Source organism: Streptomyces sp. NPDC048565 (genome assembly GCF_040650935.1).
In the GTDB taxonomy this organism is placed as follows: domain Bacteria; phylum Actinomycetota; class Actinomycetes; order Streptomycetales; family Streptomycetaceae; genus Streptomyces.
Genome location: NZ_JBEZIH010000013.1, coordinates 139,112 through 164,040, shown reverse-complemented (window position 1 = coordinate 164,040; position 24,929 = coordinate 139,112). Strand labels below are relative to the sequence as shown.

The following is a 24,929-nucleotide window of genomic DNA, read 5'->3' as shown; positions in this document are numbered from 1 at the left end:
GGAAGAGGAGACCATGCGCCCACGCTGGCCCCAACGGCTCTCCGGACAGGTCCTGGCCGTGCAACTGGCCATCACGACCGGAGTCGTGGTCCTGGCCATCAGCCTCTTCACCGCGCCCCTCGCCCGCGAGCTCGACGAGGAGGCCATGCACCGAGCCCTGGCGATAGCCCAGACGACCGCGGCGGACCCGGCCATCACCCGAGGGCTCCTGGAGACCAGGCCGACACCGGACGGTCCCGTCCAGCGGGAGGCCGAGCGCATCAGGCGAGCCACCGGGGCGCTCTACGTGGTGACGATGGACGTGCGGGGAGTGCGCTGGTCGCACACGACGACGGCCGAGATCGGCAGGCACGTGTCCACCGACCCGAGCGACCCGCTGTCGGGCCGTGAGATCAGGCAGATCGACAGCGGCACGCTGGGGCGTTCGGCCCGCGCGAAGGTCCCCCTGTACGACAGCTCGGGCGACGTCGTCGGAGCCGTATCCGTCGGCATCGCCTACGACAGCGTGCGCCACCGACTGATCGGAGCACTCCCCGCGCTCCTGCTCTGCGCGGCGGCGGCCCTGGCGGTGGGGGCAGGAGTGGCGGTCGTGGTCTCCCGGCGCCTGCGTCGCCGCACCCATGGCATCGCCTTCTCCGACATCTCGGCACTGCTCGACGAACGGGAGGCGATGCTGCACGGGATCCGTGAGGGTGTGATCGCGTTCGACCCCCGCGGCAGGATCCGGCTCGTCAACGACGAGGCGGCCCGGCTGCTCGGTCTGGACACCGACATGACGGACTACGACCTCGACGCCGTCATGCCCGCCGGCCGCACCGCGGACGTCCTGGCCGGCCGGGTCGAGGGCGCCGACCTCCTGACCGTGAGCGGTGACCGCGTGCTTGTGGTCAACCGGATGCCGACCGCCGACGGTGGCGCTGTGGTCTCGCTGCGGGACAGGACCGAGGTCGAACTGCTCGGGCGCGAGCTCGACAGCACGCAAGGCCTTCTCGAGGCCCTGCGCGCACAGGGCCACGAGCACGCCAATCGACTGCACACCGTGCTCGGGCTGCTGGAGCTGCGCAGGTACGCGCAGGCGGCCGACTTCGTCACGCACGCCGTGGGTGATCACCGGAGCTCCGCTGAGGAGATCGCCGAGCGGGTCCACGATCCCCTGGTCTCCGCACTGCTCGTCGGGAAGGCCGTGGTGGCCGCGGAGCGCACGGTCGAGCTGCGTGTCTGCTCCCGTACCCGGCTGCCCGACCGGGTGGTGGCCCCGCGTGATCTCGTGACGGTGCTGGGAAACCTGATCGACAACGCCCTCGACGCCGCCGTGGAGAAGCGCGGCGCGGACTCCTTCGTGGAGGCGGAGCTGTGGGCGGAGGGCGCCACCGTGCTGCTCCAGGTCTCCGACACGGGCCCCGGTGTCCCCCCGGCGGCACGGGAGGCCATCTTCACCGAGGGGTACAGCACCAAGCCCCCGGCCTGCGCCGGCCCCCGTCCCGAGGCGGTCGGGCGAGGCGGTGTCCGCCCGCACGGCCGGGGAATCGGACTGTCCCTGGTCCGCCGGCTGGCCGAGCGCTACGGCGGGACGGCCCGGGTGACCGCCCGACCGGGAGGCGGCGCGGTGTTCACCGTGATCCTGCCTGAAATGATCATCCAGGGTCCGGACACGGGAGAGTGCGCCGGCGCCGGGCTCAGCACGGTCGGTGGTGCACGATGATCAACGTCCTGGTCGTGGACGACGACTTCCATGTGGCCGAGATCAACTCCGCCTATGTGGCCCGTGTCCCGGGATTCACGGTGGTGGGCCGTGCGCACAACGCGGCCCAGGCACTGCTCAGCGTGGAACGCACCACCGTGGACCTCGTCCTGCTCGACCACTATCTGCCGGACGAGACAGGGGTGACCCTGATCCGCCGGCTGCGCCAGCTCGGCCATCACACAGACGTGATCATGGTGACGGCCGCCCGTGACCTGGCGACCGTACAGATGGCGCAGCGCTACGGGGCGCTGCAGTATCTGGTCAAGCCCTTCACCTTCTCGAGCCTGCGCGCGCGGCTGGAAGGTTACGCGGCCCTGCGCCGCTCACTCGACGGCACGGCCAGGACCAGTGAAGCGGGACAGGACCAGATCGACCGGATCTTCAGCGCGTTCAAGACGGCCGAGCCACCCCGGCCCGCCCTGCCCAAGGGCCACTCGACCGCCACGGTCGGCCTGATCCGCGGAGCCCTGACGCGCAGCGCTCTGCCGCTCTCGGCCCACGAGGTCGCGGCGCGGACCGGCGTCAGCCGGTCCACCGCCCAGCGGTATCTGAAGTACCTCGAGGGCGTGGGACACATCAGGCTCACCCTGAAGTACGGCGACACGGGCCGTCCTGAACACCTGTACTCATGGGTGGGAGCCCCCTGAAGGCGAGCGGACGGGCTCACCTTGCGCAGGTCGGTTCGCGAGAAACCCACCGCCCTGATTTCTTCGGCTCCGCTGGGCGGCGTGCCCGGGCGACCGCGTCGACGCCAGGACGCGCGTACCGCTCCAGGGCGTGGACGTTGCCGGGCACGTCTGTGCCCGTCACAGAGTGATCCACGGGATGGGTGCAGGGCTCGACGCTCCGCGAGTCGCACTGACACAGATCGTCAACTGATTGATTCTCACGGGACTGGTCGCTGTCCCGGTCCTGCGTAGGGTTTCAAGAAGGCGGCAGTGCGGCATCTGCGCACTCGATCTGTTGCCGCGCCGAGTGCTGAGGCGCACCCACGAGAGAAGGACACACCCGTTATGCGCGCCCTTGTGGTCGATCACAGTGAGGCCGGACCCGTCCGGTTCGCCGATGTCGATGAGCCCATACCGTCCACCGGCGAGGCCTTGGTGGAGATACGACACATCGGTCTCAACTTCGGAGAGCTGAATTACGTGGACCAGTGGCCGGCCGGCGCCGTGCACGGTCATGACGCGGCCGGCGTCGTGGTGCGCGCCGCATCCGACGGCTCAGGGCCGCCCGAAGGTACCCGCGTCGCAGTGGGAATGGCTAGCCACGCGTGGGCGGAGCGGGTGGCAGTCAGCCCCGCCTCGCTCGGCACCGTCCCCGAGGGCGTGGATCTGGCTGACGCCGCCGCGCTGGGGATCGCCGGAGTCACCCCACTGCGGGTGCTGCGCAAGCGTTCCCTGCTGGCGCGCAACGTTCTGATCACCGGTGCCAGCGGGGGCGTGGGGCACTTCGCCGTCCAGCTGGCGGCGCTGGCGGGCGCCCGGGTGACGGCACTCGTCGGTTCGCCGGAGCGGGCCGCCGGGCTCCGTGAACTCGGCGCCGACAAGGTCCTGACAGACCTGGCCGAGACCGGGGACCGGTTCGACCTCGTCCTGGACACGGTCGGCGGGCCGCTGGTGGCCCAGGCGTGGAGTTCCCTCGCCGAGGGCGGCACCATCCACCTGGTCGGTCACTCCTCGGGGCAGGAGACCACGTTCCCGTCAGGGGCCTTGTTCGGCTTCGGCGAACCCCGCAGCATCGCCACCTACGGCGACATGACGCCGACCAGCGGGGAGCTGACGGATCTGCTGGGCCTCATGGCCGCCGGGAGGCTCTCGGCACCGGTCGGACTGCGAGGCGACTGGCAGGACGTGGGCGACGCCGTCCAGGCGCTGTTCGCGCGGAAGGTGCACGGAAAGGCCGTCCTTGACGTGGCCTGACGCTGCGGACGAAAAGCATGCGCCTCGCCCGCCGGTGGGCGGTTCGCGGCGGTGGACGAGAATGGACCCATGGATATGCTCGCGGAGGTCTTGCGTGTCTCGGGTGCGCGTGGGGCCCTCGGGGTCGTGCTGAAGGCCGGAGGAACCTGGGGCCTGTGGTTGGACACCTACCCAGGAGCGGCACTGCACGTGGTCTCCCGCGGCACGATGTGGCTCCACGTCACGGGCGAGGAACCCCTTCAAGTGCAGGCCGGAGACGCCGTCCTGGTCTCGCCGGGCACCGCACACGGGCTAGCCGGCGGCGCCGGCGTGACGATGGGTTCCTGCGACCGTGAGGCGGCGGCCCGGGCCTTTGACGATGGCCGGGCCCTGCGGCTGGGCTCGGCGCCGGTGCAGACGGAAGTGATCGTCCTGCACTATGAGCAGGACCCGGAGGTGCGCACACCGGTGCTTACCTCCCTCGCTCGGCCGATGCACGTCACAGCCCGGGAGAACGCGCAGCTCAGAAGGACCGTCAAACTTCTTGCCGCTGAGCTCGCACAGCCGCAGATCGGCACCACCGCCGCCATCAACAGCATCGTCGACCTTCTGCTCGTCCAGTTCGTACGCGCCTGGCTGGCCCGCCACCCGCAGGAGCAGTCCGGCTCATGGCTGGGGGCGATGCGTGATCCGGTCGTGCGCGACGCTCTGGCGTGTGTCCACGCCCAACCGGAACACCCCTGGACCACGGAGACCCTGGCCGCCGCGACGAGCGTCTCCCGGGCGACGCTGTCCAGGCGTTTCCGGTCCGCCCTCGGACAGACGCCGGGCGCGTACGTGACGCAGTGGCGCATCGACCTGGCGTCCGTCCGGCTCCGCGATACCGATGAGCCGGTCGAGTCGATCTCCGGCGCGGTCGGATACGGCTCTCCGCACGCTTTCAGCCGAGCGTTCAGACGTGCCCGAGGCACGGCCCCGGGCGAGTACCGTTCTCGACTTCGCAAGTGATCCGGGCTCGGGAGAGGTCAGCACCAGTCGGGTGCCGTCCCCTCAGTGCCCACATCGGTGGCGTAGCGCGAGCAGCACTCTTCTGTCGGGTCGCTCTGCGGGGCAGGCAGGGATGTGCCGGCGGTATGGCCGGCTGCGTGGCACCGTCGGCAAAGGGGGCGGTGGCTGGGCCATTCTTCGCCCGCGATCACCCTCGGTTACTATGCTCACTTCATGCCGGAGGCGGGAAGTGACGGGCGCACCGCCATCGACGGACTGCGCGGGGAGAGGGTGGATCGGGAGGCGATTCGTAACTCCTCAGATTCTCCCCGGGCCCGTTGACGAGTGATTCATGCTGGTGCACTCCTCCAGGACTTACCGTGGATCGTAAGGTTGAAGAGATGGATGGCCTGGGAAAATGCTGAATGAAGTGACCGCAACCCGCTATGTCACGCCTCTACGGGAGGGCGGTTCGCTGCCCGGGATCGTCGAGGCCGACGACCTGGGTACGTATGTCATGAAATTCACCGGAGCCGGCCAGGGCCGTAAGACCCTCGTCGCGGAGGTCATCTGCGGGGAGCTCGGCCGCAGGCTCGGACTGCGGGTGCCGGACCTGGTGACCATTCAGCTGGACCCCGTCATCGGCCTCGCCGAGCCGGACCAGGAGGTGCAGGAGCTTCTGAAGGCCAGCGCCGGGCTGAATCTCGGGATGGACTTTCTGCCCGGTTCGCTCGGATTCGACCCGCTGGCCTACGAGGTGGGCGCGGCGGAGGCCGGCAAGGTCGTCTGGTTCGACGCGCTGATCAACAACGTCGACCGGTCGTGGCGCAACCCCAACATGCTCGTGTGGCACGGTGAACCGTGGCTGATCGACCACGGGGCCACCATGATCTGGCACCACAACTGGCCCGGGGCGCAGGCCTCCGCGGCGAAGCCGTACAACGCCTCCGACCATGTACTCGCCCCCTTCGGGCCTGACGTCGCCGCCGCGGCCGCCGAGCTCGCGCCGCTCGTCACGGAAGAGCTCCTGACCGAGGTGGCGGCCGAGGTGCCGGACGCGTGGCTGGCTGACGAGCCGGGCTTCGAGAGCACGGACCAGCTGCGCCGCGCGTACGTGGAGCCGCTGCTGGCGCGTGCCGGGAGCATCCATGAGCGCATCCTCACGGAAGAACCCGTGAAGTCCCGGCCCTCCCAGGCCCCCGGATGGCTCACCGAGCATCTGACCCCCTGGCCGCATCCCACCAAGAAGGACCGCGACGCGTCTGCGGGCGCCGGACGCGACAGCAAGGACGGCGGCCGATGAGCGAGCGCGATGTCTTCGAGTACGCGGTCCTGCGGGTCGTCCCGCGCGTGGAGCGCGGTGAGTGCTTCAACGCGGGCGTGCTCGTCTACTGCCGGGCCAAGTCCTTCGTCGCCGCGCGGACTCACCTGGACGAGCACAAGCTCAAGGCGCTGGACCCGAATGCCGACGTGGTCGGGGTGCGGGCCGCGCTGCGGGCGGTCGAAGGGGTTTGCGGTGGCGGCGACGCGGCGGGCCAGGCGGCCGGCGACGACGCGGGGCGGCGCTTTCGCTGGCTGATCGCGCCACGCTCCACGGTCGTGCAGCCGGGCGTCGTGCACAGCGGTCTGACCATGGACCCGGCCGCCGAGACCGAGCGGCTCCTCGATCTGCTGGTGCACTGATCCGGATGTGACATGCGCCCGCGCTCCCGTGTGCCGTTGACACCGGGTGCCAGGGCTTCTAGCGTCTCGTCTGCTGAAGGTACTAAGCGGTTGCTCAGTTATCGGGAACTTCCTGACGTCCGCTGAGCCGCGATCCAAGGGCGAGGAGAACCAAGCATGTCCACCACCGAGCAGCGCGTCGCCATCGTGACGGGAGCGGCACGGGGCATCGGCGCCGCCACCGCCGTACGCCTGGCGGCCGAGGGCCGCGCCGTCGCCGTACTCGACCTCGACGAGGCGGCGTGCAAGGACACGGTCGAGAAGATCACCGCCGCCGGGGGCAAGGCGCTCGCCGTCGGCTGCGACGTGTCGGACAGTGCCCAGGTGGAGGCTGCCGTCGCGCGCGTGGCCGCCGAGCTGGGCGCCCCGACGATCCTCGTCAACAACGCGGGCGTGCTCCGCGACAACCTGCTCTTCAAGATGAGCGAGTCCGACTGGGACCTCGTGATGAACGTCCACCTCAAGGGCGCGTTCCTGATGGCCAAGGCCGTCCAGTCGCACATGGTGAACGCCAAGTTCGGCCGCATCGTCTCGCTCTCGTCCTCCTCGGCGCTGGGTAACCGCGGGCAGGCCAACTACTCCGCCGTCAAGGCCGGCCTCCAGGGCTTCACCAAGACGCTCGCCAAGGAGCTCGGCAAGTTCGGCGTGACCGCCAACGCCGTCGCCCCCGGTTTCATCGTCACCGAGATGACCGCCCAGACGGCGGCGCGGGTCGGCATGGGCTTCGAGGAGTTCCAGGCCGCCGCCGCGACGCAGATCCCCGTGCAGCGTGTGGGGCGTCCCGAGGACATCGCCAACGCCATCGCCTTCTTCACCGGCGAGGACGCGGGCTTCGTGTCCGGGCAGGTCATGTATGTCGCCGGCGGACCGCTCAACTGACCCCGGAAGGGCAACGGACAACATGACTGTGCAGGACAGTGGCAAGGTCGCGCTCATCACGGGCGCGAGCCGGGGCATCGGCTACGGCATCGCCGAGGCGCTCGTCGCCCGAGGCGACCGGGTCGTCATCACCGGCCGTGGCGAGGACGCGCTGAAGGAGGCCGTAGAGAAGCTCGGCGCCGACCGGGCGATCGGCGTCGCGGGCAAGGCGCACGACGAGGCGCACCAGGCCGCGGCCGTCGAGCGCGCCATGGAGGTGTTCGGCCGGGTCGACCATCTGATCAACAACGCCGGTACGAACCCCGTCTTCGGCCCGATGGCCGAGCTCGACCTCAACGTCGCCCGCAAGGTCTACGAGACCAATGTGATCTCGGCGCTCGGATTCGCCCAGCAGACCTGGAAGGCGTGGCAGCGGGAGAACGGCGGGGCGATCGTCAACATCGCCTCGGTCGCGGGCGTCTCCGCGTCACCGTTCATCGGTGCCTACGGCATGAGCAAGGCCGCCATGGTCAATCTGACCCTCCAGCTGGCGCACGAGTTCGCGCCGGTCGTGCGGGTCAACGCGATCGCACCCGCCGTCGTGAAGACCAAGTTCGCCGAGGCCCTGTACGAGGGCCGTGAAGCCGAGGCGGCGGCCGCCTACCCGCTCGGCCGGCTCGGTGTCCCGCAGGACATCGGCGGGGCGGCGGCGTTCCTCACGTCCGAGCAGTCCGACTGGGTCACGGGGCAGACACTCGTGGTCGACGGCGGTATTTTCCTGAACGCGGGCGTCGGCTGAGGGACACACACGCCAGTTTGGCCCTGGTTGCCTCAAGTGCCCCTCCGGGTCAGCCAATTGCCCGGCGGGGCGCTGCGGTATGGTCTGCCGACGCCAAGGCCGATCGAGAGGCATGCACGTGTTCTATCGGGCCGGGCTGCAGGCCGCTGCAGCCGTTGCTTCCCTTTCACTGCTGGCCGGCTGTGGCCTGCTGTCCGACAGCGGTTCGGAAACCGACCGGAAGATATCGGTCGGAACGACGAGCTCGCCCTCGACCCTCGATCCGGCGGCGGCCTGGGACGGCTCCTGGGAGCTGATGAGGAATGTCTTCCAGACCCTGGTGAGCTTCCCGACCGGCAGTACCAGCCCCGAGCCGGACGCGGCGCAGGAATGCCAGTTCACCGACTCGACGAGCATGGCGTACCGCTGCACCCTCCGCTCGGGCCTGAAGTTCTCCAACGGGGAGAAGGTCGACGCCCAGGCCGTGAAGTACTCCATCGACAGGATCACGAAGATCAAGGCCAAGAGCGGTCCGGCCGGCCTCCTCGGGTCTCTCGACCGGGTGGAGACCAAGGGGGACGACACGGTCGTCTTCCACCTGGACAAGGCGGACGCGACCTTCCCGTTCATCCTGGCGACGCCGGCGATGTCGATCGTCGCGCCCGGTGACTATCCCGCGGACAGCATCCGCGACGACGGCAAGGTCACCGGTTCCGGGCCGTACGTCATGGATTCCTACGAGCAGGGCAAGCGGGCCGAGCTGACCAAGAACCCCAGCTACAAGGGGTTCGCCGACCGGAAGAACGACGCGGTCACGATCCGCTACTTCGACGACTCCACGCCCATGGTGGAGGCGCTGAAGAAGAAGGAGATCGATGCCACCTACCGCGGACTGACCGCCGAGGAGGTCATCGGTCTCGAGGACAACAAGGAGGACAACAACGGTCTGCAGATCGTGGAGTCGGTAGGCGCCGACATCCGCTTCCTCGTCTTCAACCCCAAGGACCCGGCCGTGGGGAAGCTCCCTGTCAGGCGGGCCATCGCCCAGGTGGTGAACCGCGACGCCCTGGTCGCCAAGGTCTACCAGGGAACCGCGGAACCGCTCTACTCCATGGTTCCGAAGGGCATCGCCGGCCACACCACCAGCTTCTTCGACACCTACGGCGACCCGGATGTCGCGAAGGCCGAAAAGATACTCACCGACGCGGGCATCACCGAGCCGGTCGAGATGACCTTCTGGTACACCACGGACCGCTACGGCTCCTCCACGGCCCCCGAGTTCGCCGAGCTGAAGCGTCAGCTGGAGGCTTCGGGACTGTTCCGCGTCACCCTGAAGAGCGCGCCGTGGACGTCCTTCCAGGAGGGCTTCAGCAAGGGCGAGTACCCGGTGTTCGGACGCGGCTGGTTCCCTGATTTCCCGGACCCGGACAACTTCGTGGCCCCCTTCGTCGGCAAGGAGAGCGTGACCGGCACCCCGTACCTGACCGACGAGATCACCCAGGAGCTGCTGCCGTCCTCCCGTAAGGAGAGCGACCGCGGGGCCGTCTCCCAGCAGTTCCAGCGGGCCCAGGAGATCCTCGTCAAGGATGTCCGGCTGCTGCCCCTGTGGCAGGGCAAGCTCTATGTGGCCTCGGGCGAGGACATCGGCGGCGGCGAGCGCGCACTCGACCCCCAGACGGTCATGCAGATGTGGGAGCTGTACCGCAAGACCAGCTGGTAAGGGGCGATGTCAGTGGCCCCCGGTAGGTTCTGTACGCAAGAACCGATTGCTTACCGGAGGTTGTGGACGTGACCGACACCGACCTGCTGCCCGAGTCCTGGCGCGGCGTTCTCGGCGAAGAGCTGCAGAAGCCCTACTTCAAGGAGCTCACGGACTTCGTCGAGGAGGAGCGGGCCAGGGGGCCGGTGTATCCGCCGCGCGATCAGGTCTTCGCTGCGCTGGAGGCCACACCGTACGACCGGGTGAAGGTGCTCGTGCTCGGCCAGGACCCGTATCACGGCGAGGGCCAGGGACACGGCCTGTGCTTCTCGGTGCGGCCGGGGGTGAAGACGCCGCCGTCGCTGCGCAACATCTACAAGGAGATGAACGACGAGCTCGGCCTGCCGGTCCCGGACAACGGATATCTGATGCCCTGGGCCGAGCAGGGCGTCCTCCTGCTCAATGCGGTGCTGACGGTCCGCGGCGGCGAGGCGAATTCGCACAAGGCCAAGGGCTGGGAGAAGGTCACCGACGCGGTGATCCGTGCCGTGGCCGAGCGTCCCGACCCGGCCGTCTTCGTCCTCTGGGGCAATTACGCCCAGAAGAAGATCCCGCTGATCGACCAGGACCGTCATGTGGTGGTCAAGGGCGCGCATCCCTCGCCGCTCTCCGCCAAGAAGTGGTTCGGCTCCCGCCCCTTCACGCAGATCGACGAGGCCGTCGCCGCGCAGGGCCACGAGCCCATCGACTGGCGGATCCCGGATCTGGGAACCGGGGCGACCCGGCCGACGGCCGGGGCCCGCGCCTGAGCGGGATTGCCGGTGGCTGCGGCTAGCGTCTGAGCCACCGGAACAGGCCGGCGGTGATCAGGGAGACCTCTGTAGTGGAGCAGCGGGAAGTGTCGGGGGACGTCGTCATGACCAGGATCGGCCAGGCGATCATGCTGCTCCACGCCGGGGACAGGGAAGAGGCGCGCAATCGGCTCGGCATCATCTGGTCGGAGATCGGTGAGCGCGGTGCGGCCCTGCACCGCTGCACCCTGGCCCACTACATGGCCGATGCCCAGGACGATCCGGGGGACGAACTGGCCTGGGACCTCCGGGCGCTGACAGCCGCGGAGGGTCTGACGGGGGCGGTGGACACGGATCCGGCTGCGGATACGCATCCGGCGGCGCACACCGATCCGGCGGCGCACACCGATCCGGCCGCGGAGCACCGGGACGCGGTCGCCGTGCGGGCCTTCGTCCCCTCGCTGCACCTCAGTCTGGCGGCGGACTATCTGAAGCTCCAGCGCTTCGGGTGCGCCCGGATCCATCTGGACCGGGCCTGGGACGCCGCCGGGGTGCTGGAGGACGACGACGGGTACGGCGGAGGGATCCGTGCCGCTATCGGGCGTATGGAGCAGCGGATGCGGGGGAGCGCGACGGGGGAGTGACCTGTCCTCCCCCGCGCGAGTGACCTGTCTTCCTCGCGGGAGACGCCCCGCGCCCCGTGCCCCACGGCCCCGCGCCCCACGGCCCCGCGCCCCACGGCCCCGCGCCCCACGGCCCCGGGGCCTCAGGCGCCGGTCGCGCCGTCGATCCGTTCGCGTACGAGATCGGCGTGGCCGTTGTGCCGGGCGTACTCCTCGATCATGTGCGTGTAGATCCAGCGGAGGTTGAAGGGCTCGCCCCGCTTGCCCACACCGACGGAGAGGTCGTCGAGCGCGAACCTCGCGGCGTTCGCCCGGGCCACCTCGATCTCCGCGAGCCATGTGGTCCTGGCCTCGTCCCAGGTGTCCGTGTCGGCGAGATGGAACTCCCCGTCCGGATCCTCGTCCGTCCCGTAGATCGACGGAAGGGCCTCGCCCGCCAGCACCTCGCGGAACCAGCCGCGTTCGTTCTCGGCCAGGTGCCGGACGAGACCGAGCAGCGTGAATTCCGACGGGGGCACGGACGCCTCCCGCAGCTGGGCGTCGGTCAGCCCCTCGCACTTCATGGCCAGAGTCGTGCGGTGGTAGTCCAGCCACCCCTCCAGCATCTGGCGTTCGGCTGCGTCGATCGCGGGCGGGGAGCGTTCCTGTGTCGTCATACGCCTCATCCTCGCTCACGGATGATCGACGGCGGCACGGGTTGATCGCCGCCGAGCATCCCCCGAAGCAGCTCGCCGCAGCCCCTGCGCAGTTCCTCCTCGGTCGGGACGGCCCGGTGGTAGGAGCCCACCGCGCAGGCGAACATCATTCCTTCCGCCCAGGCCACGACGGACAGTGCGTGACGTTCCGGTTCGGCAGATCCCGCCGCGGTCATGAGGGCCACCAGTGGTTCGCTGAACCGTCGGCCCGCCTCGTCGTAGTACCTCCGGAGGCCGGGGCGCCGGGTGGCCTCCAGGGCCAGTTCGTAGCGGCAGACCAGGAGATCGGTGGAGCCGGTCAGATACCGGTGCAGCACGTGGGCCAGCCCCGCGGCCGCTCCGGCCGCCCCGGCCGGAGCGCCGGCCGTGAGCAGTTCCCCGGGGGCCAGCACCCGTGCCTCCAGCTCGGCGAGCCGGCGGACGGCGGCCTCCAGCAGGGCCTGCCGGGTGCGGGCGTGGTTGGACGTCGAACCCTGGGGGAGCCCGGCGCGCTCGTCCACCGCCCGGTGGGTGAGCCCCCTCATCCCGCGCTCGGCGAGCAGGGCGAGCGCGGCGTCGGCGATCAGCTCGGCGCGGGAGGGTGCGGCCGGCCGGGCGGCGGGGCTGGCGGACGCGGGGGTGCTCGCGGTGGGCGTGGGGCGTGTGGACGGCGTGGGGCGTGTGGACATGGAACCAATCTACCGCCGCCACTACGCCTGTAGTACAGTGGACCCAGGGCACTACAGATGTAGTTCCGAAAGGGGGTCGGTCATGACGGGCATGACGACATTGCGAGCGGTGGTCATCGGCAGCGGGATCGGTGGACTTACCACCGCTGCGGCGCTGCACCGGAGCGGCTGGCAGGTCACCGTGCTGGAGCGGGCGCCCTCCCTCGACCCCGTCGGCGCCGGCATCAGCCTCGCCCCCAACGCCCAGCGAGCCCTGGATGTCATCGAACTGGGCGACGCGGTCAGGGAACTCGCGGCCTGGCAGGGTGACGGTGGCATGCGTACACCGTCAGGGCGCTGGCTCGCCCGCACGGACAGTGCCGCCGCGGCCGAACGGTTCGGCGGACCGCTCGTCCTGCTGCACCGCTCGGCTCTCATCGGCCTGCTCCGCACCCGGCTTTCCGAGGGCACCGTGCGCACCGGAACACCGGCACGGCTCGTGGATCCGGGGTGCCCTGGTGGCAGCCCGGCGATCGTCGGGACGGACTCCGGCGAGATCGAGGCCGACCTGGTGATCGGTGCCGACGGCGTCGGCTCGGCCGTGCGCACCGAGCTGTTCCCCCGTCACCCGGGCCCCTCGTACAGCGGATTCACCACCTGGCGTGTCCTCGCTCCAGGGACGGGCCGGGCCTTCAGCTCGCACGAGACCTGGGGCCGAGGCGAGCTCTGGGGCAGCCACCCGCTGAAGGACGGCGGCATCTACGCCTACGCGGCGGCCGTCGCGCCCGCCGGGGAGCGGGCCGCCGACGACGAGAAGGCGGAGCTGGTGCGCCGGTACGGCGACTGGCACGACCCGATCCCCTCCATCATCGACGCCGTCGAGCCGGACCAGGTCCTGCGCCACGACGTGTACCAGCTGACCGATCCGCTGCCCTCCTTCCACCGGGGCCGCGCCGTGCTCGTCGGTGACTCCGCGCACGCCATGGCGCCCTTCCTCGGCCAGGGCGGAAACCAGGCCATCGAGGACGCCGTCGTGCTCGCCCACCACGTCACGCCGGGCGGCGACCTGGGAGCGGGCCTTGCGGCCTACAGCGCGGACAGACATCCCCGTACGACCGCCATGGTCCGCAAGGCGGCGCAGATCTCCCGGATGACCGGGCTGTCAGGTGCGCCGGCCGTCGCCCTGCGGGACGGACTGATGTCGGCGGTCGCCCGCTTCGGACCCGGTCTCGTCCTGCGCACCTTCGACGGCATCTGCGACTGGCAGCCGCCGCAGCGCACGTATGCTGCCGGGGCCAGGGGAGGACGGACGGCCGGACCGTGACGCGTCCCTGGTCAAGACGACAGGGAGAATCTCGTGAAGGTCGGCTGCATCGGGCTCGGCGACATCGCGCAGAAGGCGTATCTGCCGGTACTGACCACTCGGCCCGGAGTCGAACTGCATCTGCAGACCCGCACCCCGGCCACACTGGCGGCCGTCGCCGACGCCTACCGGATTCCCGGGCAGCAGCGCCACGAGGACCTCGACTCGCTGCTGGCCCAGGGGCTGGACGCCGCCTTCGTGCACGCGCCGACCGCCGCGCATCCGGAGATCGCGGAGCGGCTGCTGGAGGCTGGTGTCCCCACGTACGTCGACAAGCCCCTCGCGTACGAACTCGCCGACTCCGAGCGGCTGGTGGACCTCGCCGAGGAGCGCGGGGTCACACTCGCGGTCGGCTTCAACCGCAGGCTCGCCCCGTCGTACGCGCAGTGTGCGGAGCACCCGCGCGAGCTGATTCTCCTGCAGAAGAACCGGGTCGGTCTGCCCGAGGCCCCGCGCACCATGGTGCTGGACGACTTCATCCATGTCGTCGACACCCTGCGCTTCCTGGCCCCGGGACCGGTGTCCGGCGTCGTGGTGCGGGCACGGATCGTCGAGGGGCTCATGCACCATGTGGTGCTCCAGCTGTCCGGCGACGGATTCACCGCCATCGGCACGATGAACCGGCTCAACGGGTCGACGGAGGAGATCCTGGAGGTGTCGGGCCAGGACACCAAGCGTCAGGTCCTCAACATCGCGGACGTCGTCGACCACAAGGGCCAGCCGACGCTGCGCCGACGTGGCGACTGGGTGCCGGTCGCCCGGCAGCGCGGCATCGAGCAGAGCGCGCTGTCCTTCCTGGACGCGGTGCGGGCCGGTGAGGTCCTCAGCGCCAGGGACGCGCTGGAGACCCACCGGCTGTGCGAGCGAGTGGTACGGGACGCGTGGGAGCAGGCGTCCTGAGGTACCGCAGTCCCGCCGCGGCGAAGAAGGCGGCCAGCACGGCCGACGCGCCGTACACGGGCCAGGCTCCCAGCCGGACGTAGAGGGTGGTGCCCCGGGCGAGCGGTACGTCGTACACGGCCGCCGCGCTCGCGTCCGTGCCGAGCGGCGCACCCAGGCGCTCGCCCCGCGGACCGTACGCGGCGCTCACACCCGTGAGCGTGGCGTGCACCATCGGGCGGCCCGTCTCGGCCGCCCGCAGTGCCCCGAGCGAGGCGTGCTGCTCAGGGGCCCAGCCGTGCTGGAACGTCGAGGTGGACGACTGGGCGACCAGCACCTGTGCGCCGTCCTTCGCCAGCTGCCGGCTCATGTCGGGGAACGCCGTTTCGAAGCAGACCACCGGGCCCACCCGCAGCCCGTCCGTCAGATCCATCACCACGGGACCGCTGCCGCGCAGCCGGTCCTCGCCCGCAGCCTTGCCCACGGAGGTGGCCCAGCCGAGCAGTGCGCGGGCCGGGACGTACTCGCCGAAGGGCACCAGGCGCATCTTGTCGTAGCGGTCCCCTGTGGGGCCGTCAGGTCCCACCAGCACCGCGGACTTGAAGATCCCCGCGCGGTCGGGACCGTCCGCCCGCCGGGCGTCCATGTTGACCAGCACATCGGCGCCGGTCAGGCGCGACAGCGCGGCGACACGCTCCGACGTCTCCGGGCTCCGGGACAGATCGACGGCCACACTGCTCTCGCCCCACACCACCAGGTCCACGTCCCGGCCCGCCAGGTCACGGGTCAGTTCCTCACCGCGCGCGAAGCGGCGTCCGATGCTGCCGGGGCCCTCGACGACACCCGGCTGCACCACGGCGATTCTGGTCGTGCCGGTCTCCTCGGGCCGTGGCGCCCAGAGCGTTGTCGCGTATACGCCCAGCGCCCCCGCCACCAGGCACGCGGCCCCGGCAGTACGGGCCGGTGGCACGGCGAGCAGTACGGCGACCACCGTGTTCACGGCCACGACGCCCAGACTGACCAGCCACACGCCCCCCACCGACGCGACGCGCAGCGCCGGCGGGACGTCCCACTGACTGGCGCCCAGCAGTCCCCAGGGGCCGCCGAGTCCCTCCCAGGAGCGGACGAGCTCGATCATCAGCCAGCCGGAGGGCACCACGGCGACAGCGGCCAGGGAATCGCGGACGGACGGCGGACCGCCGAGAAGCCGGGCCACGAGCAGGCCCCAGGGCGCCCACAGCAACCCGAGCAGCGCGGCGAGCACCAGGATGAAGACATGGAGGCTCGGCATCAGCCAGTGGTGCACGGCGAGCATGAAGCCCGTACCGCCGAGCCAGCCGTCGAGCGCCGCGCGCCGTCCCGTGTCCGCCGATCGGATCAGCAGCAGCCAGGGCACCAGGGCGACGTAGGCGAACCACCAGAGCGAGGGCGCGGGAAACGTCAGGGCCGGCAGGGCGCCCGCGCACAGGGCCAGGGCGCCGCGCCCGGTACCGGAACGCAGCGACCGCTCGTACGGAAGCCGCCCGCGCCACATCGGCATGCGTGCCCTCCTCGCCGGTCGTGCGCCTGATCCCAGTGTGGTGCAGAAGATCAGCAGTGCACAGAGGGCGTGCCGTGGCCCCCGGGCTCCGTGGCCGTGGATCAGCCGGCTGTCGCGCCCGGGGCGAACCGCCACTTCTGGTGCGCGGTGAGGTTCCGGATCCGCCAGCCCGGTTCCGTACGCCGCAGTTCGAAGACGTACCGGCCGCCGGTGACCAGCGCGGGAGCCGACTCCCCGCCCCAGGCCTCCGGGCTCGTCGGGCTGAGATAGTCCGCCCGCACCTGGGCACGGTCGCCGGGGTATCCGCCCAGATCCTGGAGATCCAGCCGCCTGTTGACGATCAGATGCTGGCGACCCGGGAAGAGCCGCAGACTCTCCGCCAGCCACCGTGCGGCCTCGGCGGCCGAGCCTTCGGAACCGCCCGCGCTCCGGTAGTCGGCGCGCCCGTCCGGGGTGAACAGGGCGCCGTAGTCCTCCCAGACGCCGTCGTCCACCGCCACGGCGTAATCGGTGATCACTGCATCGATGGAGAGCCGGTCCATCACCGTCGCCAGAGCCACGCGCTGTGTCATCGCCCAAGTCTCGGCTGTCGGGAGCCGCAAGCCAAGGGGCCGTGCGTCTCTGCTGCCCGCGCGACGTGCCGTGCGTCGACGCTGCGCCCGCCCGACGTGCCGTGCGTCGACGCTGCGCCCGCGTGACGTGCCCAGTGGCGACGCCGCCCGCGCGCCGTGTCGTGCCGGCCGGTGTCAGCCCGCGAGCGACCCCAGGAGGTCCCAGGTCCTGCGGCGGTCGCGGTCGCCGGCGATCTCCGTGCCGGAGAACACCACCTCCGTGGCCCCGGCATCCCGGTAGCGCTGCACCTCGGCGGCGACCCGTGCCTCGTCGCCGATCACCGCCACATCGGCGGCTCTACGGCCCCCGGACAGCTCGATCACCCGGGCGTAGGAAGGGATCTGCTCGTAGAACGCGAGCCGTTCGGTCGCCTTCTCGCGGACGGCGTGGGCATCGTCGGTGACCACGCCGCTCACCAGGGCCACGATGCGGGGCGCGGGCCGGCCGGCGGCCTCGGCCGCGGCGGTGACGGCCGGGACGATGTGCTCGGCGAGGGCGCGCGGGCCCGCCAGGTAGGGCAGGATCCCGTCGGCCAGTTCCCCGCTCGCGCGCAGCGCCTGAGGACCCATCGCGGCGACGAGCAGCGGGACGCCCGCCTCCGCGCCGGGAACCCGGGCCGGCAGGGCGGTGGTCGCGGTGAGCAGCTCGCCATGGAAGTCGGCGTGGCCTGTCTCGGTCAACTGCCGCAGGGCGGTGAGGAACTCCCGCAGACGGGCGATGGGCCGTTCGAAGGGGATGCCGAAGCCGGTCTCCGTCAGGTGCTTCGTCCCGAGCGCAAGACCGAGATGGTAGCGGCCGTGCGTGGCCGCCTGGGCCGTCTGGGCCTGGCTGGAGACCAGCAGCGGATGGCGGCCGAACACCGGGATCGCGGAGGTGCCCACCTGGAGTCCTGGGACCTCCCGGCCGACGATCGCAGCGAGCTGGGGCGAGTCCACGCCGACGGTCTGCCCGAACCAGGCGGACCGCAGCCCGGCCTCCGAGGCTTCGTGCGCGAGCCGCACGGTGGCGTCGATCTGGTTGTCCGAGTCGTTCCCGTTGAGCACTACGCCAGTAGTCATGTCAGAGTGAACCGGCCTCGGTCGCCCCCGCATTCCGTCCCGTATGGCAGTCGTGTGAACACGCTGAACGGCGTCACGGCAGGCCGTCAGCCAGCACCTGGCCGTGCTGGAAGGCGTGGGGCCGGTCGGGGTGCGACGCGAGGGGCGTCACAAGTCCCATGACCTGAACACCGAACCACTTGAGCGCATCGCGAACCGATGGCTCAGGCCCGACGTACCGGAGAGCACCTCATGAGGATCAACATGTCGAGCGTTCTCGTCGACGACCAGGAAAAGGCCCTGCGCTTCTACACCGATGTCCTGGGCTTCGTGAAGAAGGCCGAGATCCCGCTCGGCGAGTACCGCTGGCTGACCGTGGTCTCGCCGGACGACCCCGACGGCACAGAGCTGGCGCTGGAGCCCGACAGCGGCCACCCCGCCGCGAAGCCGTACAAGACGGCGCTGGCGGCGGACGGTGTCCCGCTGACCTCCTTCGCCGTGGACGACGTACGCGCCGAGTTCGACCGGCTGCGCGGGCTGGGGGTGCGCTTCACCCAGGAGCCCGTGGACATGGGGCCGGTCACCACCGCGGTCCTGGACGACACCTGCGGCAACCTCATCCAGATCATGGACAGCAAGTAGGGGCTCGGGATCAGCCGGCCGACTCGCCCGCGTGGGGGCTCAGCACGCCGGCTGCGATCAGTACGAACAGGGCGATGCCGAGGACCACGCGGTAGATCACGAACGGCATGAAGCTCTTGGTGGTGATGAACTTCATGAACCACGCAATGACGGCATATCCGACAGCGAACGCGATGATGGTCGCGAAGATCGTGGGCGGCCAGGAGACATGTCCCTCGCCCGCGTCCTTCAGTTCGAAGACGCCCGAAGCCAGCACCGCGGGAACCGCGAGGAGGAAGGAGTAGCGGGCTGCGGCCTCACGGGTGTAGCCCATCAGCAGCCCGCCACTGATCGTCGCACCCGAGCGGGAGACACCCGGGACCAGGGCCATCGCCTGGCAGAAGCCGAAGATCAGGCCGTCCCTGACGCCCAGCTCCTTCAGCGTTTTGCGTTCCTTGATCGCCCGGTGCTTGCCGCCGGTCTCGTCGCGGGCCGCGAGCCGGTCCGCGACACCCAGGACGATGCCCAGCACGATGAGCGTCGTCGCGATCAGGCGCAGGTCGCGGAACGGGCCCTCGATCTGGTCCTTGAACGTCACGCCGAGCACACCGATGGGGATGGAGCCGATGATGACCAGCCACCCCATCTTGGCGTCGTGGTCGCTGCGCATCGAGGCATTGGTCAGTGACCTGAACCAGGCCGAGAGGATCCGGGCGATGTCCTTGCGGAAGTAGATGAGTACCGCGGCCTCCGTGCCGATCTGCGTGATCGCGGTGAACGCGGCTCCCGGGTCGTGCCAGCCCGCGAAGGCCGCGGCCAGCCGCAGGTGCGCGCTGGAAGAGATCGGCAGGAACTCGGTCAGTCCCTGAACGAGGCCCAGGACGAATGATTCGAACCAGCTCATGGGGCTTAGGCCATCCCGGAGGTACTCATGCAACGGCCGACGGACGTGGAGGCCGTCGGCGGCGTGCGGATGCGGTCAGAAAGGGGACGGGACGCCACGGCCCCGGACATCCTCTGTCGGATGCGCGCAGCGTATCGCCTACAGGTGAACAGACTCCGTCTGCCCCTGACTACGCCGCGTCGCCCGCGCGTGCCCCTGCCTCCGACGTCGTCGCTTCGGACGGCGTTGCTTCGGACGCCGCGACGTCCGCCCGGCCCAGCCGGTGCCGCCTGCGCCAGGCGACCAGTGCCGCACCCGCCCCGGACAGCACGATGAAACCCATCGCGGCCAGGAACGCAGGCGACGTCGGGGAGGAGGCGGAGCTGCCCGCTATGACGTACGCGGCCGTGTTCGGGATCGAGCCGAGCCCGGTGGCCAGCAGGAACGGCGGGTAGCCCATACGGGAGGTCGCCGCGCAGTAGTTGGCCGCGGCGAAGGGCACCCCGGGGAAGAGCCGCAGCGCGAGCATCGACCTGAACCCGTGCCGGCTCAGCAGTCCGTCCGCTGCCTTCAGGTACTTGCCGCGCAGCAGCGTCCGGAGCGCGTCCTGCCCGAGCACCCGGCCGAGCAGGAAGGAGACACCGGCACCGAGGACGGTGCCGGCCAGCGCAGCCGCGAGCCCGGCCTGGGCACCGAACAGCGCACCGGCGGCCAGGTTGAGCAGCGGCCTCGGCACGAAGGCCACGGTGCACACGCCGTACGCGAGCCCGAACAGCATCGCGGCGGCGGAACCGTCAAGGTGTGGAGGCCAGCCGCCGGAGGCCAGCAGCCGCTGTGGCTCGAGCAGCAACATGGTGACGGCCGAGGCCAGCAGAACCGCCACGAGCAGGGAGAACCGGGACCAGGGGGAGAGCAGTGCCCTCGTACAGCGCACTGCGAGGCCGGTTGAGGGCCGTGTTGCGGGGACGGGGTCGAGCATCTGGGGAGCGTAACCGAAACAGGTGTGTGATCGCCGTATGTGCGGACGAGGGCGGCGGCGGATCGGAACCGAGACCGCAGTTCGGCCCCGACGCTCCCGGTGCCCGCCGGACGTTGCCTCAGGCGGCTCTGCCCTGCGTGGACCTGACTGCCCATGACATCGACGTCCACCGCAACCCGTACGGGACGGGCAGCGCGTTCATCCTGCACCGAGCAGTAGTGCGGCGACCGCCTCCGGGGCCTCGTGCATCGCGTCGTGGCCGGTCGGGAGGTCGTGGACCCGCCATCCGGGATCGGCTCGTAGCCGGGTGCGGAGTCCGGCGAACGGGGTCCGCTCCTCCCAGCCGGAGCAGTAGACGAACTCGCGGCGGGGGGCCTGGTCGAGCACGCCTGTGAGCCGGATCGTCTGCAGGAACGAGGCGAGGGGGTGGGGGCGGCGGCGAGGATCGCCGCCGTCGGGCGGCCGGACGGAGTAGCCGGTGGTCGCAGCGCCGGCGGCGAACGCTTCCCGGTAGCGCTCGGTCGTCGACGACCAGCACGACTCGCCGTCGCGCGGTACGTAGGCGTCGAGATGCACCAGCCGCGAGACCCGGCCCCCCGCGCGATCGGCGGCGGCGGCGATCACCATTCCGCCGTAGCTGTGGCCGACCAACGTCGCGTCGGTGATGTGGGCGCGATCGAGGAGCCGCAGTACGTCGTCGGCGTGCGTGTCGAGGTTGGCGGTCGCGACCGTCGCGGTGTCGTCGTCCGGCCGCAGACCGGTCAGGGTCAGGGCGTGAACGGAGTGACCGGCGCGCTCCAGCAGTGGAACCACCGCCTCGAACGACCAGGAGCCGTGCCAACCGCCGGGCACCAGAACGAACGTCGCCATGCGTTTCCCCCTCCACCGAGCCGCACCGTCGAAGCACGCTACCCCGACGACACGGGGTGCGGTCGGGCGTTCTGTGCGACCTGAGAACTCCGCGTGGAGGCAGTCTCACCCGGTCTAGGTGTGGCTTGCCACAGCCGAAAGCCCGAACGGGCTCGCCTTCAGGATTCCTGAGATCCGAGGTCATGGAGGAAGCTTCGTGCCAGCTCGTGCGTGTCGAGCTGCGCCGGGTCGCGCCCGCTCATGATCCAGAAGAAGGCCGGTCCGATCAGCCGGGCGCCCGCTTGATCGCCGGCCGGTCGGGCCGCGTCGATGCGATTCAGGACGGCACTCGCGCTGGCGCTGAGAACGTCCTTGGTCGCGATCAACTGTTTCACCGCCGGATCGTGCTGCGCGGCGGCGAGCAGGGCGCGGTAGCCGGCTCCGGCCGGTGAGTGGGCGAGGAAGCGCACCAGCGCGTCGAGGTAGGACGTGATCTCGGCGAGCGGGGTACGCGACGGCGCGACGGCGAGTTCTTCCTCGGCGTCGTCCACACACGCCTCGAAGAGGATCTCCGCCTTCGTCGACCACCAGCGGTAGACCGTCTGCCGCCCGACGCCCGCCCGCATGGCGATGCCCTTCATGGTCAGGGCCGCGTAGCCGACCTCGAGCAGCAGGTCGTCGACGGCATGCAGGACGGCCTCGCGCGCCTGCTCGCTGCGGGGCCGGCCGCCGCGGCCCTTCACCTCGATCATCCCGCCATGGTAGCGAGACAGCCTGACTGGTTATTGCCCGCCGGCAACTAGACACCGTGTACCGATACTTCTATGGTTTCGGTACGCGGTGAACCGAAACCGGTTGTGGAAAGCCATGCCGTCTTCGTCGCAGGGGCCACGGGCACCCGGCGCGCGATCGCCACGCTCAAGACCTGGAAGATCCTGGTCATCCCGGCCGGTACCGGCCTGGCCATGCCGGTCCTCGACCTCGGCGTGGCGGTCTCGCTCCGGCCGCATCGGGCGGGCCTGGCCTCCGGCCTGGGTCCGGCCCCGCGCGCGGTCGCTCCGCTGGTGCCGGCGGCGACGGCGGCTGCGGTCGCCCGCTCGGCGACGCCACCCCAACACGTACTATCGCGACCTCTCGCAAACGCGTACTATCGCGTTCAGTCTCCCGCTGAGTACGACAACCCGCCCCGTTTGAGGAGCCCTTCATGCCCGCTGTCCTGAACCCCGTCCTCGATCTTCTGACCGTACGCGGCACCGTCACCGAGGCCGAGCAGGTCACCGCCCGGATGCGTCGGCTGCGCATCGACGGTGGACAACTGGCCGGTCTGGAGGTCCAGCCAGGCCAGCAGGTGCGGGTCCTGGTCGGCGGACTCACCCTCCGTACGTACTCGATCTGGCGCTACGACCCGTCCGGCGGCGTCGAGTTGTGTGTACTGGACCACGCAGCCGGCGGGCCGGGGGCCCGATGGGGCCGCACCGTCGCACCAGGCGAACAGGTGCGGCTGCGGCGACCCGAGGGCACCTTCACGCTGCGTCCCGACGCAGCCCGCCACCTCTTCGTCGGCGACGAGACGGCCTCGGTCGCGTTCGGTGCGATGCTCGCGGCACTGCCAGGGGAAGCCGTCATCTCCGGCTGCGTCGAGACGGCGACGGCTGCGGACCGGCTGCCCCTGGCGGGCGGCGACCGGCTCGACTGGGTACTCCGGGGCGAGACGTCACTGCCGGACGCGGTACGACGTCTCGCCCCGGAACCCGGCGGGATCGCGTATGTCGCCGGGGAGGCACGGGACGTGCAAGCAGTGCGGCGGGTGCTCCAGGAAGCGGGGTGGGACCGGCGCGCGGTCCTGACCAAGCCGTTCTGGACGCCGGGCAGGAAGGGCATGGACTGACGGCCAGGGCGTACGCCTCCGTCCGCCACTGATGATCCACAGGTGCTGAGCATCGCTCAGGCGCGTCCGGACTGACGGAGTCAACGGCGAAACGTGACCAGTCCAAGGCCGGGCCCAGAGGCGCTGCTGACTCCGTCGCGCAAAACGCCGGTACACGGTGGGCCGGGCAGGCCCGAACACCGGAGGCAACTGCCGCCAGGAGCGGCCCGACGTGGAAACGTCGTCCTACTCGGTGGCGTCCTGGGCCACTGTCGATGGGATCAGTGCCGCAGAGTCGACCGTTCGCCGAACCCTCCCGCACATCCCGCAGGTTCGGCCCGCCGGAAAACCATTCGACGCCCCCGCGTCGCTCCGGCATGCTCAGGGGCATGTTCCGGTACGCCTTCCTCGCAGCGCAGTCCGCAGTCGCGGACGCGCCGAAGGCTGCCCTGAGCCTTGTGGCCGCATGTGCCGCAGCAGCACCTGACGCAGCGTTCGCCGCTGACGCAGCGTTCGCCGCTGACGCAGCGTTCGCCGCTGCCGCAGCGCCCTTCGGCGGCGCCCGAAGCTGACCCTCCCCCGACAGTCCGGCGGACCCCGTAAGGGGAGGGTCGGCCGGGCCCTGGGGTCTTCTTCTCTCAGCTTCGAATCCAAGGAACGAGCCATGCCCAAGACGGCATACGTGCGCACCAAGCCGCACCTGAACATCGGCACCATGGGGCACGTCGACCACGGCAAGACCACCCTGACCGCCGCCATCACCAAGGTGCTCAGCGAGCGCGGAAGCGGCACCTTCGTGCCGTTCGACCGGATCGACCGGGCCCCCGAGGAGGCGCAGCGCGGCATCACCATCAACATCGCGCACGTCGAATACGAGACCGACACCCGCCACTACGCGCACGTCGACATGCCCGGGCACGCCGACTACATCAAGAACATGGTCACCGGAGCGGCGCAGCTCGACGGGGCGATCCTCGTCGTGTCCGCCCTCGACGGCATCATGCCGCAGACCGCCGAGCACGTGCTGCTGGCCCGTCAGGTCGGCGTCGATCACATCGTCGTCGCCCTCAACAAGGCCGACGCGGGTGACCCCGAGCTCACCGACCTGGTGGAGCTGGAGGTCCGCGAGCTGCTCTCCGCGCACGGGTACGGCGGGGACAGCGTGCCCGTCGTACGGGTGTCGGGGCTCGGAGCGCTCCAGGGTGACCCACGGTGGACGGCGTCCATCGAGGGGCTGCTGGACGCCGTCGACACGTACGTACCGATTCCGGTGCGCTACACCGACGCGCCCTTCCTCCTGTCCGTGGAGAACGTGCTCACCATCACCGGGCGCGGCACCGTCGTCACGGGCGCAGTGGAGCGTGGCACCGTGCGGGTCGGGGACCGGGTGTCGGTGCTCGGCGCGGACATCGAGACCGTCGTCACCGGCCTGGAGACCTTCGGCAAGCCGATGGAGTCCGCGGAGGCCGGCGACAACGTCGCGCTGCTGCTGCGCGGGGTCGAGCGCGACCGGGTCCGCCGCGGCCATGTGGTGGCGGCGCCCGGCAGCGTGACGCCGAGCCGGCGGTTCACCGCGCAGGTGTACGTCCTGTCCGCCAGGGAAGGGGGCCGGACCACGCCGGTCACCACCGGATACCGGCCGCAGTTCTACATCCGTACGGCGGACGTCGTCGGCGACGTCGACCTCGGCGACGTGGCGGTCGCGCGGCCGGGAGACACGGTCACCCTGACCGTCGAGCTCGGCCGTGACGTCCCGCTGGAGTCCGGCCTCGGCTTCGCGATCCGCGAGGGCGGCCGTACGGTCGGCGCCGGCACGGTCACCGCTCTGGTCTGACGGCCACGACGCGGCCCGTC

25 protein-coding genes and 2 pseudogenes are annotated in these 24,929 nt (G+C 70.6%); 18 read left to right on the top strand and 9 right to left on the bottom strand.

Going from position 1 to position 24,929, the window contains the following annotated elements; genetic code table 11:
- Positions 1-13: 13 nt before the first annotated feature.
- The 12 genes and pseudogenes from AB0C75_RS18075 to AB0C75_RS18020 all read left to right on the top strand — a co-directional run bounded on the left by AB0C75_RS18075 (position 14) and on the right by AB0C75_RS18020 (position 11,124).
- Positions 14-1,702, top strand: a complete 1,689-nt coding sequence (locus AB0C75_RS18075) for a sensor histidine kinase (protein ID WP_362891838.1) — start codon at positions 14-16, stop codon at positions 1,700-1,702.
- Positions 1,699-2,391: a response regulator gene (locus AB0C75_RS18070; protein ID WP_362891836.1), complete on the top strand. Its 693-nt coding sequence runs from the start codon at positions 1,699-1,701 to the stop codon at positions 2,389-2,391. The genes AB0C75_RS18075 and AB0C75_RS18070 overlap by 4 nt, the downstream gene beginning before the upstream one ends.
- A gap of 366 nt (positions 2,392-2,757) precedes the next feature.
- The gene (locus AB0C75_RS18065) at positions 2,758-3,666 is read left to right on the top strand and encodes a zinc-binding dehydrogenase (RefSeq protein ID WP_362891834.1); all 909 of its coding nucleotides are present in this window, start codon (positions 2,758-2,760) and stop codon (positions 3,664-3,666) included.
- Between the two features lie 69 nt (positions 3,667-3,735).
- Entirely contained in the window at positions 3,736-4,653 is a 918-nt protein-coding gene (locus AB0C75_RS18060; RefSeq protein ID WP_362891832.1) for an AraC family transcriptional regulator, read from the top strand.
- 159 nt (positions 4,654-4,812) lie between these two features.
- Positions 4,813-4,974 (top strand): annotated as a pseudogene (locus AB0C75_RS18055) (site-specific integrase); the annotation flags it as partial.
- A 76-nt stretch (positions 4,975-5,050) separates the two neighbouring features.
- Positions 5,051-5,935 (top strand): HipA family kinase, encoded by an 885-nt coding sequence (locus tag AB0C75_RS18050; RefSeq protein WP_362891830.1) that lies wholly within the window; start codon positions 5,051-5,053, stop codon positions 5,933-5,935.
- The gene (locus AB0C75_RS18045; RefSeq protein WP_362891828.1) at positions 5,932-6,315 is read left to right on the top strand and encodes a DUF3037 domain-containing protein; all 384 of its coding nucleotides are present in this window, start codon (positions 5,932-5,934) and stop codon (positions 6,313-6,315) included. The genes AB0C75_RS18050 and AB0C75_RS18045 overlap by 4 nt, the downstream gene beginning before the upstream one ends.
- A gap of 156 nt (positions 6,316-6,471) precedes the next feature.
- A complete protein-coding gene (gene fabG / locus AB0C75_RS18040; RefSeq protein ID WP_362891826.1) occupies positions 6,472-7,233 on the top strand; it encodes a 3-oxoacyl-ACP reductase FabG in 762 nt (253 codons plus the stop codon).
- 22 nt (positions 7,234-7,255) lie between these two features.
- Entirely contained in the window at positions 7,256-8,011 is a 756-nt protein-coding gene (locus AB0C75_RS18035) for an SDR family oxidoreductase (RefSeq protein WP_362891824.1), read from the top strand.
- Between the two features lie 118 nt (positions 8,012-8,129).
- Positions 8,130-9,710 carry an ABC transporter substrate-binding protein gene (locus tag AB0C75_RS18030; protein WP_362891906.1) on the top strand — a complete coding sequence of 527 codons (1,581 nt, stop codon included), beginning with the start codon at positions 8,130-8,132 and terminating at the stop codon, positions 9,708-9,710.
- 68 nt (positions 9,711-9,778) lie between these two features.
- Positions 9,779-10,498, top strand: coding sequence for a uracil-DNA glycosylase (locus AB0C75_RS18025; RefSeq protein ID WP_362891822.1), 720 nt, complete (start codon positions 9,779-9,781; stop codon positions 10,496-10,498).
- A 74-nt stretch (positions 10,499-10,572) separates the two neighbouring features.
- Positions 10,573-11,124: a hypothetical protein gene (locus tag AB0C75_RS18020; RefSeq protein WP_362891820.1), complete on the top strand. Its 552-nt coding sequence runs from the start codon at positions 10,573-10,575 to the stop codon at positions 11,122-11,124.
- A 122-nt stretch (positions 11,125-11,246) separates the two neighbouring features.
- Here AB0C75_RS18020 and AB0C75_RS18015 read toward each other — a convergent pair whose 3' ends face one another.
- Both AB0C75_RS18015 and AB0C75_RS18010 read right to left on the bottom strand, forming a co-directional pair.
- Complete coding sequence (locus AB0C75_RS18015; protein WP_362891818.1) at positions 11,247-11,759, bottom strand: DinB family protein; 513 nt, start codon at positions 11,757-11,759, stop codon at positions 11,247-11,249.
- Between the two features lie 5 nt (positions 11,760-11,764).
- A complete protein-coding gene (locus tag AB0C75_RS18010) occupies positions 11,765-12,466 on the bottom strand; it encodes a TetR family transcriptional regulator (protein ID WP_362891816.1) in 702 nt (233 codons plus the stop codon).
- 91 nt (positions 12,467-12,557) lie between these two features.
- On the opposite strand from AB0C75_RS18010, the gene AB0C75_RS18005 reads away from it, so the two are divergent.
- Both AB0C75_RS18005 and AB0C75_RS18000 read left to right on the top strand, forming a co-directional pair.
- Positions 12,558-13,769, top strand: coding sequence for an FAD-dependent monooxygenase (locus AB0C75_RS18005; protein WP_362891904.1), 1,212 nt, complete (start codon positions 12,558-12,560; stop codon positions 13,767-13,769).
- A 33-nt stretch (positions 13,770-13,802) separates the two neighbouring features.
- On the top strand, positions 13,803-14,708 hold the full coding sequence (locus AB0C75_RS18000) for a Gfo/Idh/MocA family oxidoreductase (RefSeq protein ID WP_362891814.1): 906 nt from the start codon (positions 13,803-13,805) through the stop codon (positions 14,706-14,708).
- On the opposite strand, the gene lnt is transcribed toward AB0C75_RS18000, so the two are convergent.
- The 3 genes from lnt to AB0C75_RS17985 all read right to left on the bottom strand — a co-directional run bounded on the left by lnt (position 14,632) and on the right by AB0C75_RS17985 (position 17,897).
- A complete protein-coding gene (gene lnt, locus AB0C75_RS17995; RefSeq protein WP_362891812.1) occupies positions 14,632-16,227 on the bottom strand; it encodes an apolipoprotein N-acyltransferase in 1,596 nt (531 codons plus the stop codon). The genes AB0C75_RS18000 and lnt overlap by 77 nt on opposite strands.
- A gap of 101 nt (positions 16,228-16,328) precedes the next feature.
- A complete protein-coding gene (locus tag AB0C75_RS17990; protein WP_362891810.1) occupies positions 16,329-16,799 on the bottom strand; it encodes a nuclear transport factor 2 family protein in 471 nt (156 codons plus the stop codon).
- A gap of 174 nt (positions 16,800-16,973) precedes the next feature.
- The gene (locus tag AB0C75_RS17985) at positions 16,974-17,897 is read right to left on the bottom strand and encodes an LLM class F420-dependent oxidoreductase (protein ID WP_362891808.1); all 924 of its coding nucleotides are present in this window, start codon (positions 17,895-17,897) and stop codon (positions 16,974-16,976) included.
- A gap of 73 nt (positions 17,898-17,970) precedes the next feature.
- On the opposite strand from AB0C75_RS17985, the pseudogene AB0C75_RS17980 reads away from it, so the two are divergent.
- Both AB0C75_RS17980 and AB0C75_RS17975 read left to right on the top strand, forming a co-directional pair.
- A pseudogene (locus AB0C75_RS17980) lies at positions 17,971-18,132 on the top strand (helix-turn-helix domain-containing protein); the annotation flags it as partial.
- Positions 18,129-18,518, top strand: a complete 390-nt coding sequence (locus AB0C75_RS17975) for a VOC family protein (RefSeq protein ID WP_362891806.1) — start codon at positions 18,129-18,131, stop codon at positions 18,516-18,518. The pseudogene AB0C75_RS17980 and the gene AB0C75_RS17975, both read left to right, overlap by 4 nt.
- A gap of 10 nt (positions 18,519-18,528) precedes the next feature.
- On the opposite strand, the gene AB0C75_RS17970 is transcribed toward AB0C75_RS17975, so the two are convergent.
- The 4 genes from AB0C75_RS17970 to AB0C75_RS17955 all read right to left on the bottom strand — a co-directional run bounded on the left by AB0C75_RS17970 (position 18,529) and on the right by AB0C75_RS17955 (position 21,960).
- Positions 18,529-19,401: an undecaprenyl-diphosphate phosphatase gene (locus AB0C75_RS17970; RefSeq protein ID WP_362891804.1), complete on the bottom strand. Its 873-nt coding sequence runs from the start codon at positions 19,399-19,401 to the stop codon at positions 18,529-18,531.
- 169 nt (positions 19,402-19,570) lie between these two features.
- Positions 19,571-20,359, bottom strand: a complete 789-nt coding sequence (locus AB0C75_RS17965; RefSeq protein WP_362891802.1) for a VTT domain-containing protein — start codon at positions 20,357-20,359, stop codon at positions 19,571-19,573.
- Positions 20,360-20,557: 198 nt separating this feature from the next.
- Positions 20,558-21,229 carry an alpha/beta hydrolase family protein gene (locus AB0C75_RS17960; RefSeq protein WP_362891800.1) on the bottom strand — a complete coding sequence of 224 codons (672 nt, stop codon included), beginning with the start codon at positions 21,227-21,229 and terminating at the stop codon, positions 20,558-20,560.
- Positions 21,230-21,387: 158 nt separating this feature from the next.
- Complete coding sequence (locus AB0C75_RS17955; RefSeq protein ID WP_362891798.1) at positions 21,388-21,960, bottom strand: helix-turn-helix domain-containing protein; 573 nt, start codon at positions 21,958-21,960, stop codon at positions 21,388-21,390.
- 452 nt (positions 21,961-22,412) lie between these two features.
- On the opposite strand from AB0C75_RS17955, the gene AB0C75_RS17950 reads away from it, so the two are divergent.
- Both AB0C75_RS17950 and tuf read left to right on the top strand, forming a co-directional pair.
- Positions 22,413-23,096, top strand: coding sequence for a siderophore-interacting protein (locus tag AB0C75_RS17950; protein WP_362891796.1), 684 nt, complete (start codon positions 22,413-22,415; stop codon positions 23,094-23,096).
- A gap of 643 nt (positions 23,097-23,739) precedes the next feature.
- Complete coding sequence (tuf, locus tag AB0C75_RS17945; RefSeq protein WP_362891794.1) at positions 23,740-24,909, top strand: elongation factor Tu; 1,170 nt, start codon at positions 23,740-23,742, stop codon at positions 24,907-24,909.
- Positions 24,910-24,929 lie beyond the last annotated feature (20 nt).

Bases quoted from the DNA above. Each gene is read 5' to 3' on its own strand.
- AB0C75_RS18050 (WP_362891830.1), top strand. From the start codon at position 5,051: ATGCTGAATGAAGTGACCGCAACCCGCTATGTCACGCCTCTACGGGAG.
- AB0C75_RS18015 (WP_362891818.1), bottom strand. From the start codon at position 11,759: ATGACGACACAGGAACGCTCCCCGCCCGCGATCGACGCAGCCGAACGC.
- tuf (WP_362891794.1), top strand. From the start codon at position 23,740: ATGCCCAAGACGGCATACGTGCGCACCAAGCCGCACCTGAACATCGGC.
- AB0C75_RS17990 (WP_362891810.1), bottom strand. From the start codon at position 16,799: ATGACACAGCGCGTGGCTCTGGCGACGGTGATGGACCGGCTCTCCATC.
- fabG (WP_362891826.1), top strand. From the start codon at position 6,472: ATGTCCACCACCGAGCAGCGCGTCGCCATCGTGACGGGAGCGGCACGG.
- AB0C75_RS18005 (WP_362891904.1), top strand. From the start codon at position 12,558: ATGACGACATTGCGAGCGGTGGTCATCGGCAGCGGGATCGGTGGACTT.
- AB0C75_RS17950 (WP_362891796.1), top strand. From the start codon at position 22,413: ATGCCCGCTGTCCTGAACCCCGTCCTCGATCTTCTGACCGTACGCGGC.
- AB0C75_RS18035 (WP_362891824.1), top strand. From the start codon at position 7,256: ATGACTGTGCAGGACAGTGGCAAGGTCGCGCTCATCACGGGCGCGAGC.
- AB0C75_RS17955 (WP_362891798.1), bottom strand. From the start codon at position 21,960: ATGATCGAGGTGAAGGGCCGCGGCGGCCGGCCCCGCAGCGAGCAGGCG.
- AB0C75_RS17970 (WP_362891804.1), bottom strand. From the start codon at position 19,401: ATGAGCTGGTTCGAATCATTCGTCCTGGGCCTCGTTCAGGGACTGACC.
- AB0C75_RS17985 (WP_362891808.1), bottom strand. From the start codon at position 17,897: ATGACTACTGGCGTAGTGCTCAACGGGAACGACTCGGACAACCAGATC.
- AB0C75_RS17975 (WP_362891806.1), top strand. From the start codon at position 18,129: ATGAGGATCAACATGTCGAGCGTTCTCGTCGACGACCAGGAAAAGGCC.
- AB0C75_RS18010 (WP_362891816.1), bottom strand. From the start codon at position 12,466: ATGTCCACACGCCCCACGCCGTCCACACGCCCCACGCCCACCGCGAGC.
- AB0C75_RS18070 (WP_362891836.1), top strand. From the start codon at position 1,699: ATGATCAACGTCCTGGTCGTGGACGACGACTTCCATGTGGCCGAGATC.
- AB0C75_RS17965 (WP_362891802.1), bottom strand. From the start codon at position 20,359: ATGCTCGACCCCGTCCCCGCAACACGGCCCTCAACCGGCCTCGCAGTG.
- AB0C75_RS18075 (WP_362891838.1), top strand. From the start codon at position 14: ATGCGCCCACGCTGGCCCCAACGGCTCTCCGGACAGGTCCTGGCCGTG.
- AB0C75_RS17960 (WP_362891800.1), bottom strand. From the start codon at position 21,229: ATGGCGACGTTCGTTCTGGTGCCCGGCGGTTGGCACGGCTCCTGGTCG.
- AB0C75_RS18065 (WP_362891834.1), top strand. From the start codon at position 2,758: ATGCGCGCCCTTGTGGTCGATCACAGTGAGGCCGGACCCGTCCGGTTC.
- lnt (WP_362891812.1), bottom strand. From the start codon at position 16,227: ATGCCGATGTGGCGCGGGCGGCTTCCGTACGAGCGGTCGCTGCGTTCC.
- AB0C75_RS18045 (WP_362891828.1), top strand. From the start codon at position 5,932: ATGAGCGAGCGCGATGTCTTCGAGTACGCGGTCCTGCGGGTCGTCCCG.
- AB0C75_RS18060 (WP_362891832.1), top strand. From the start codon at position 3,736: ATGGATATGCTCGCGGAGGTCTTGCGTGTCTCGGGTGCGCGTGGGGCC.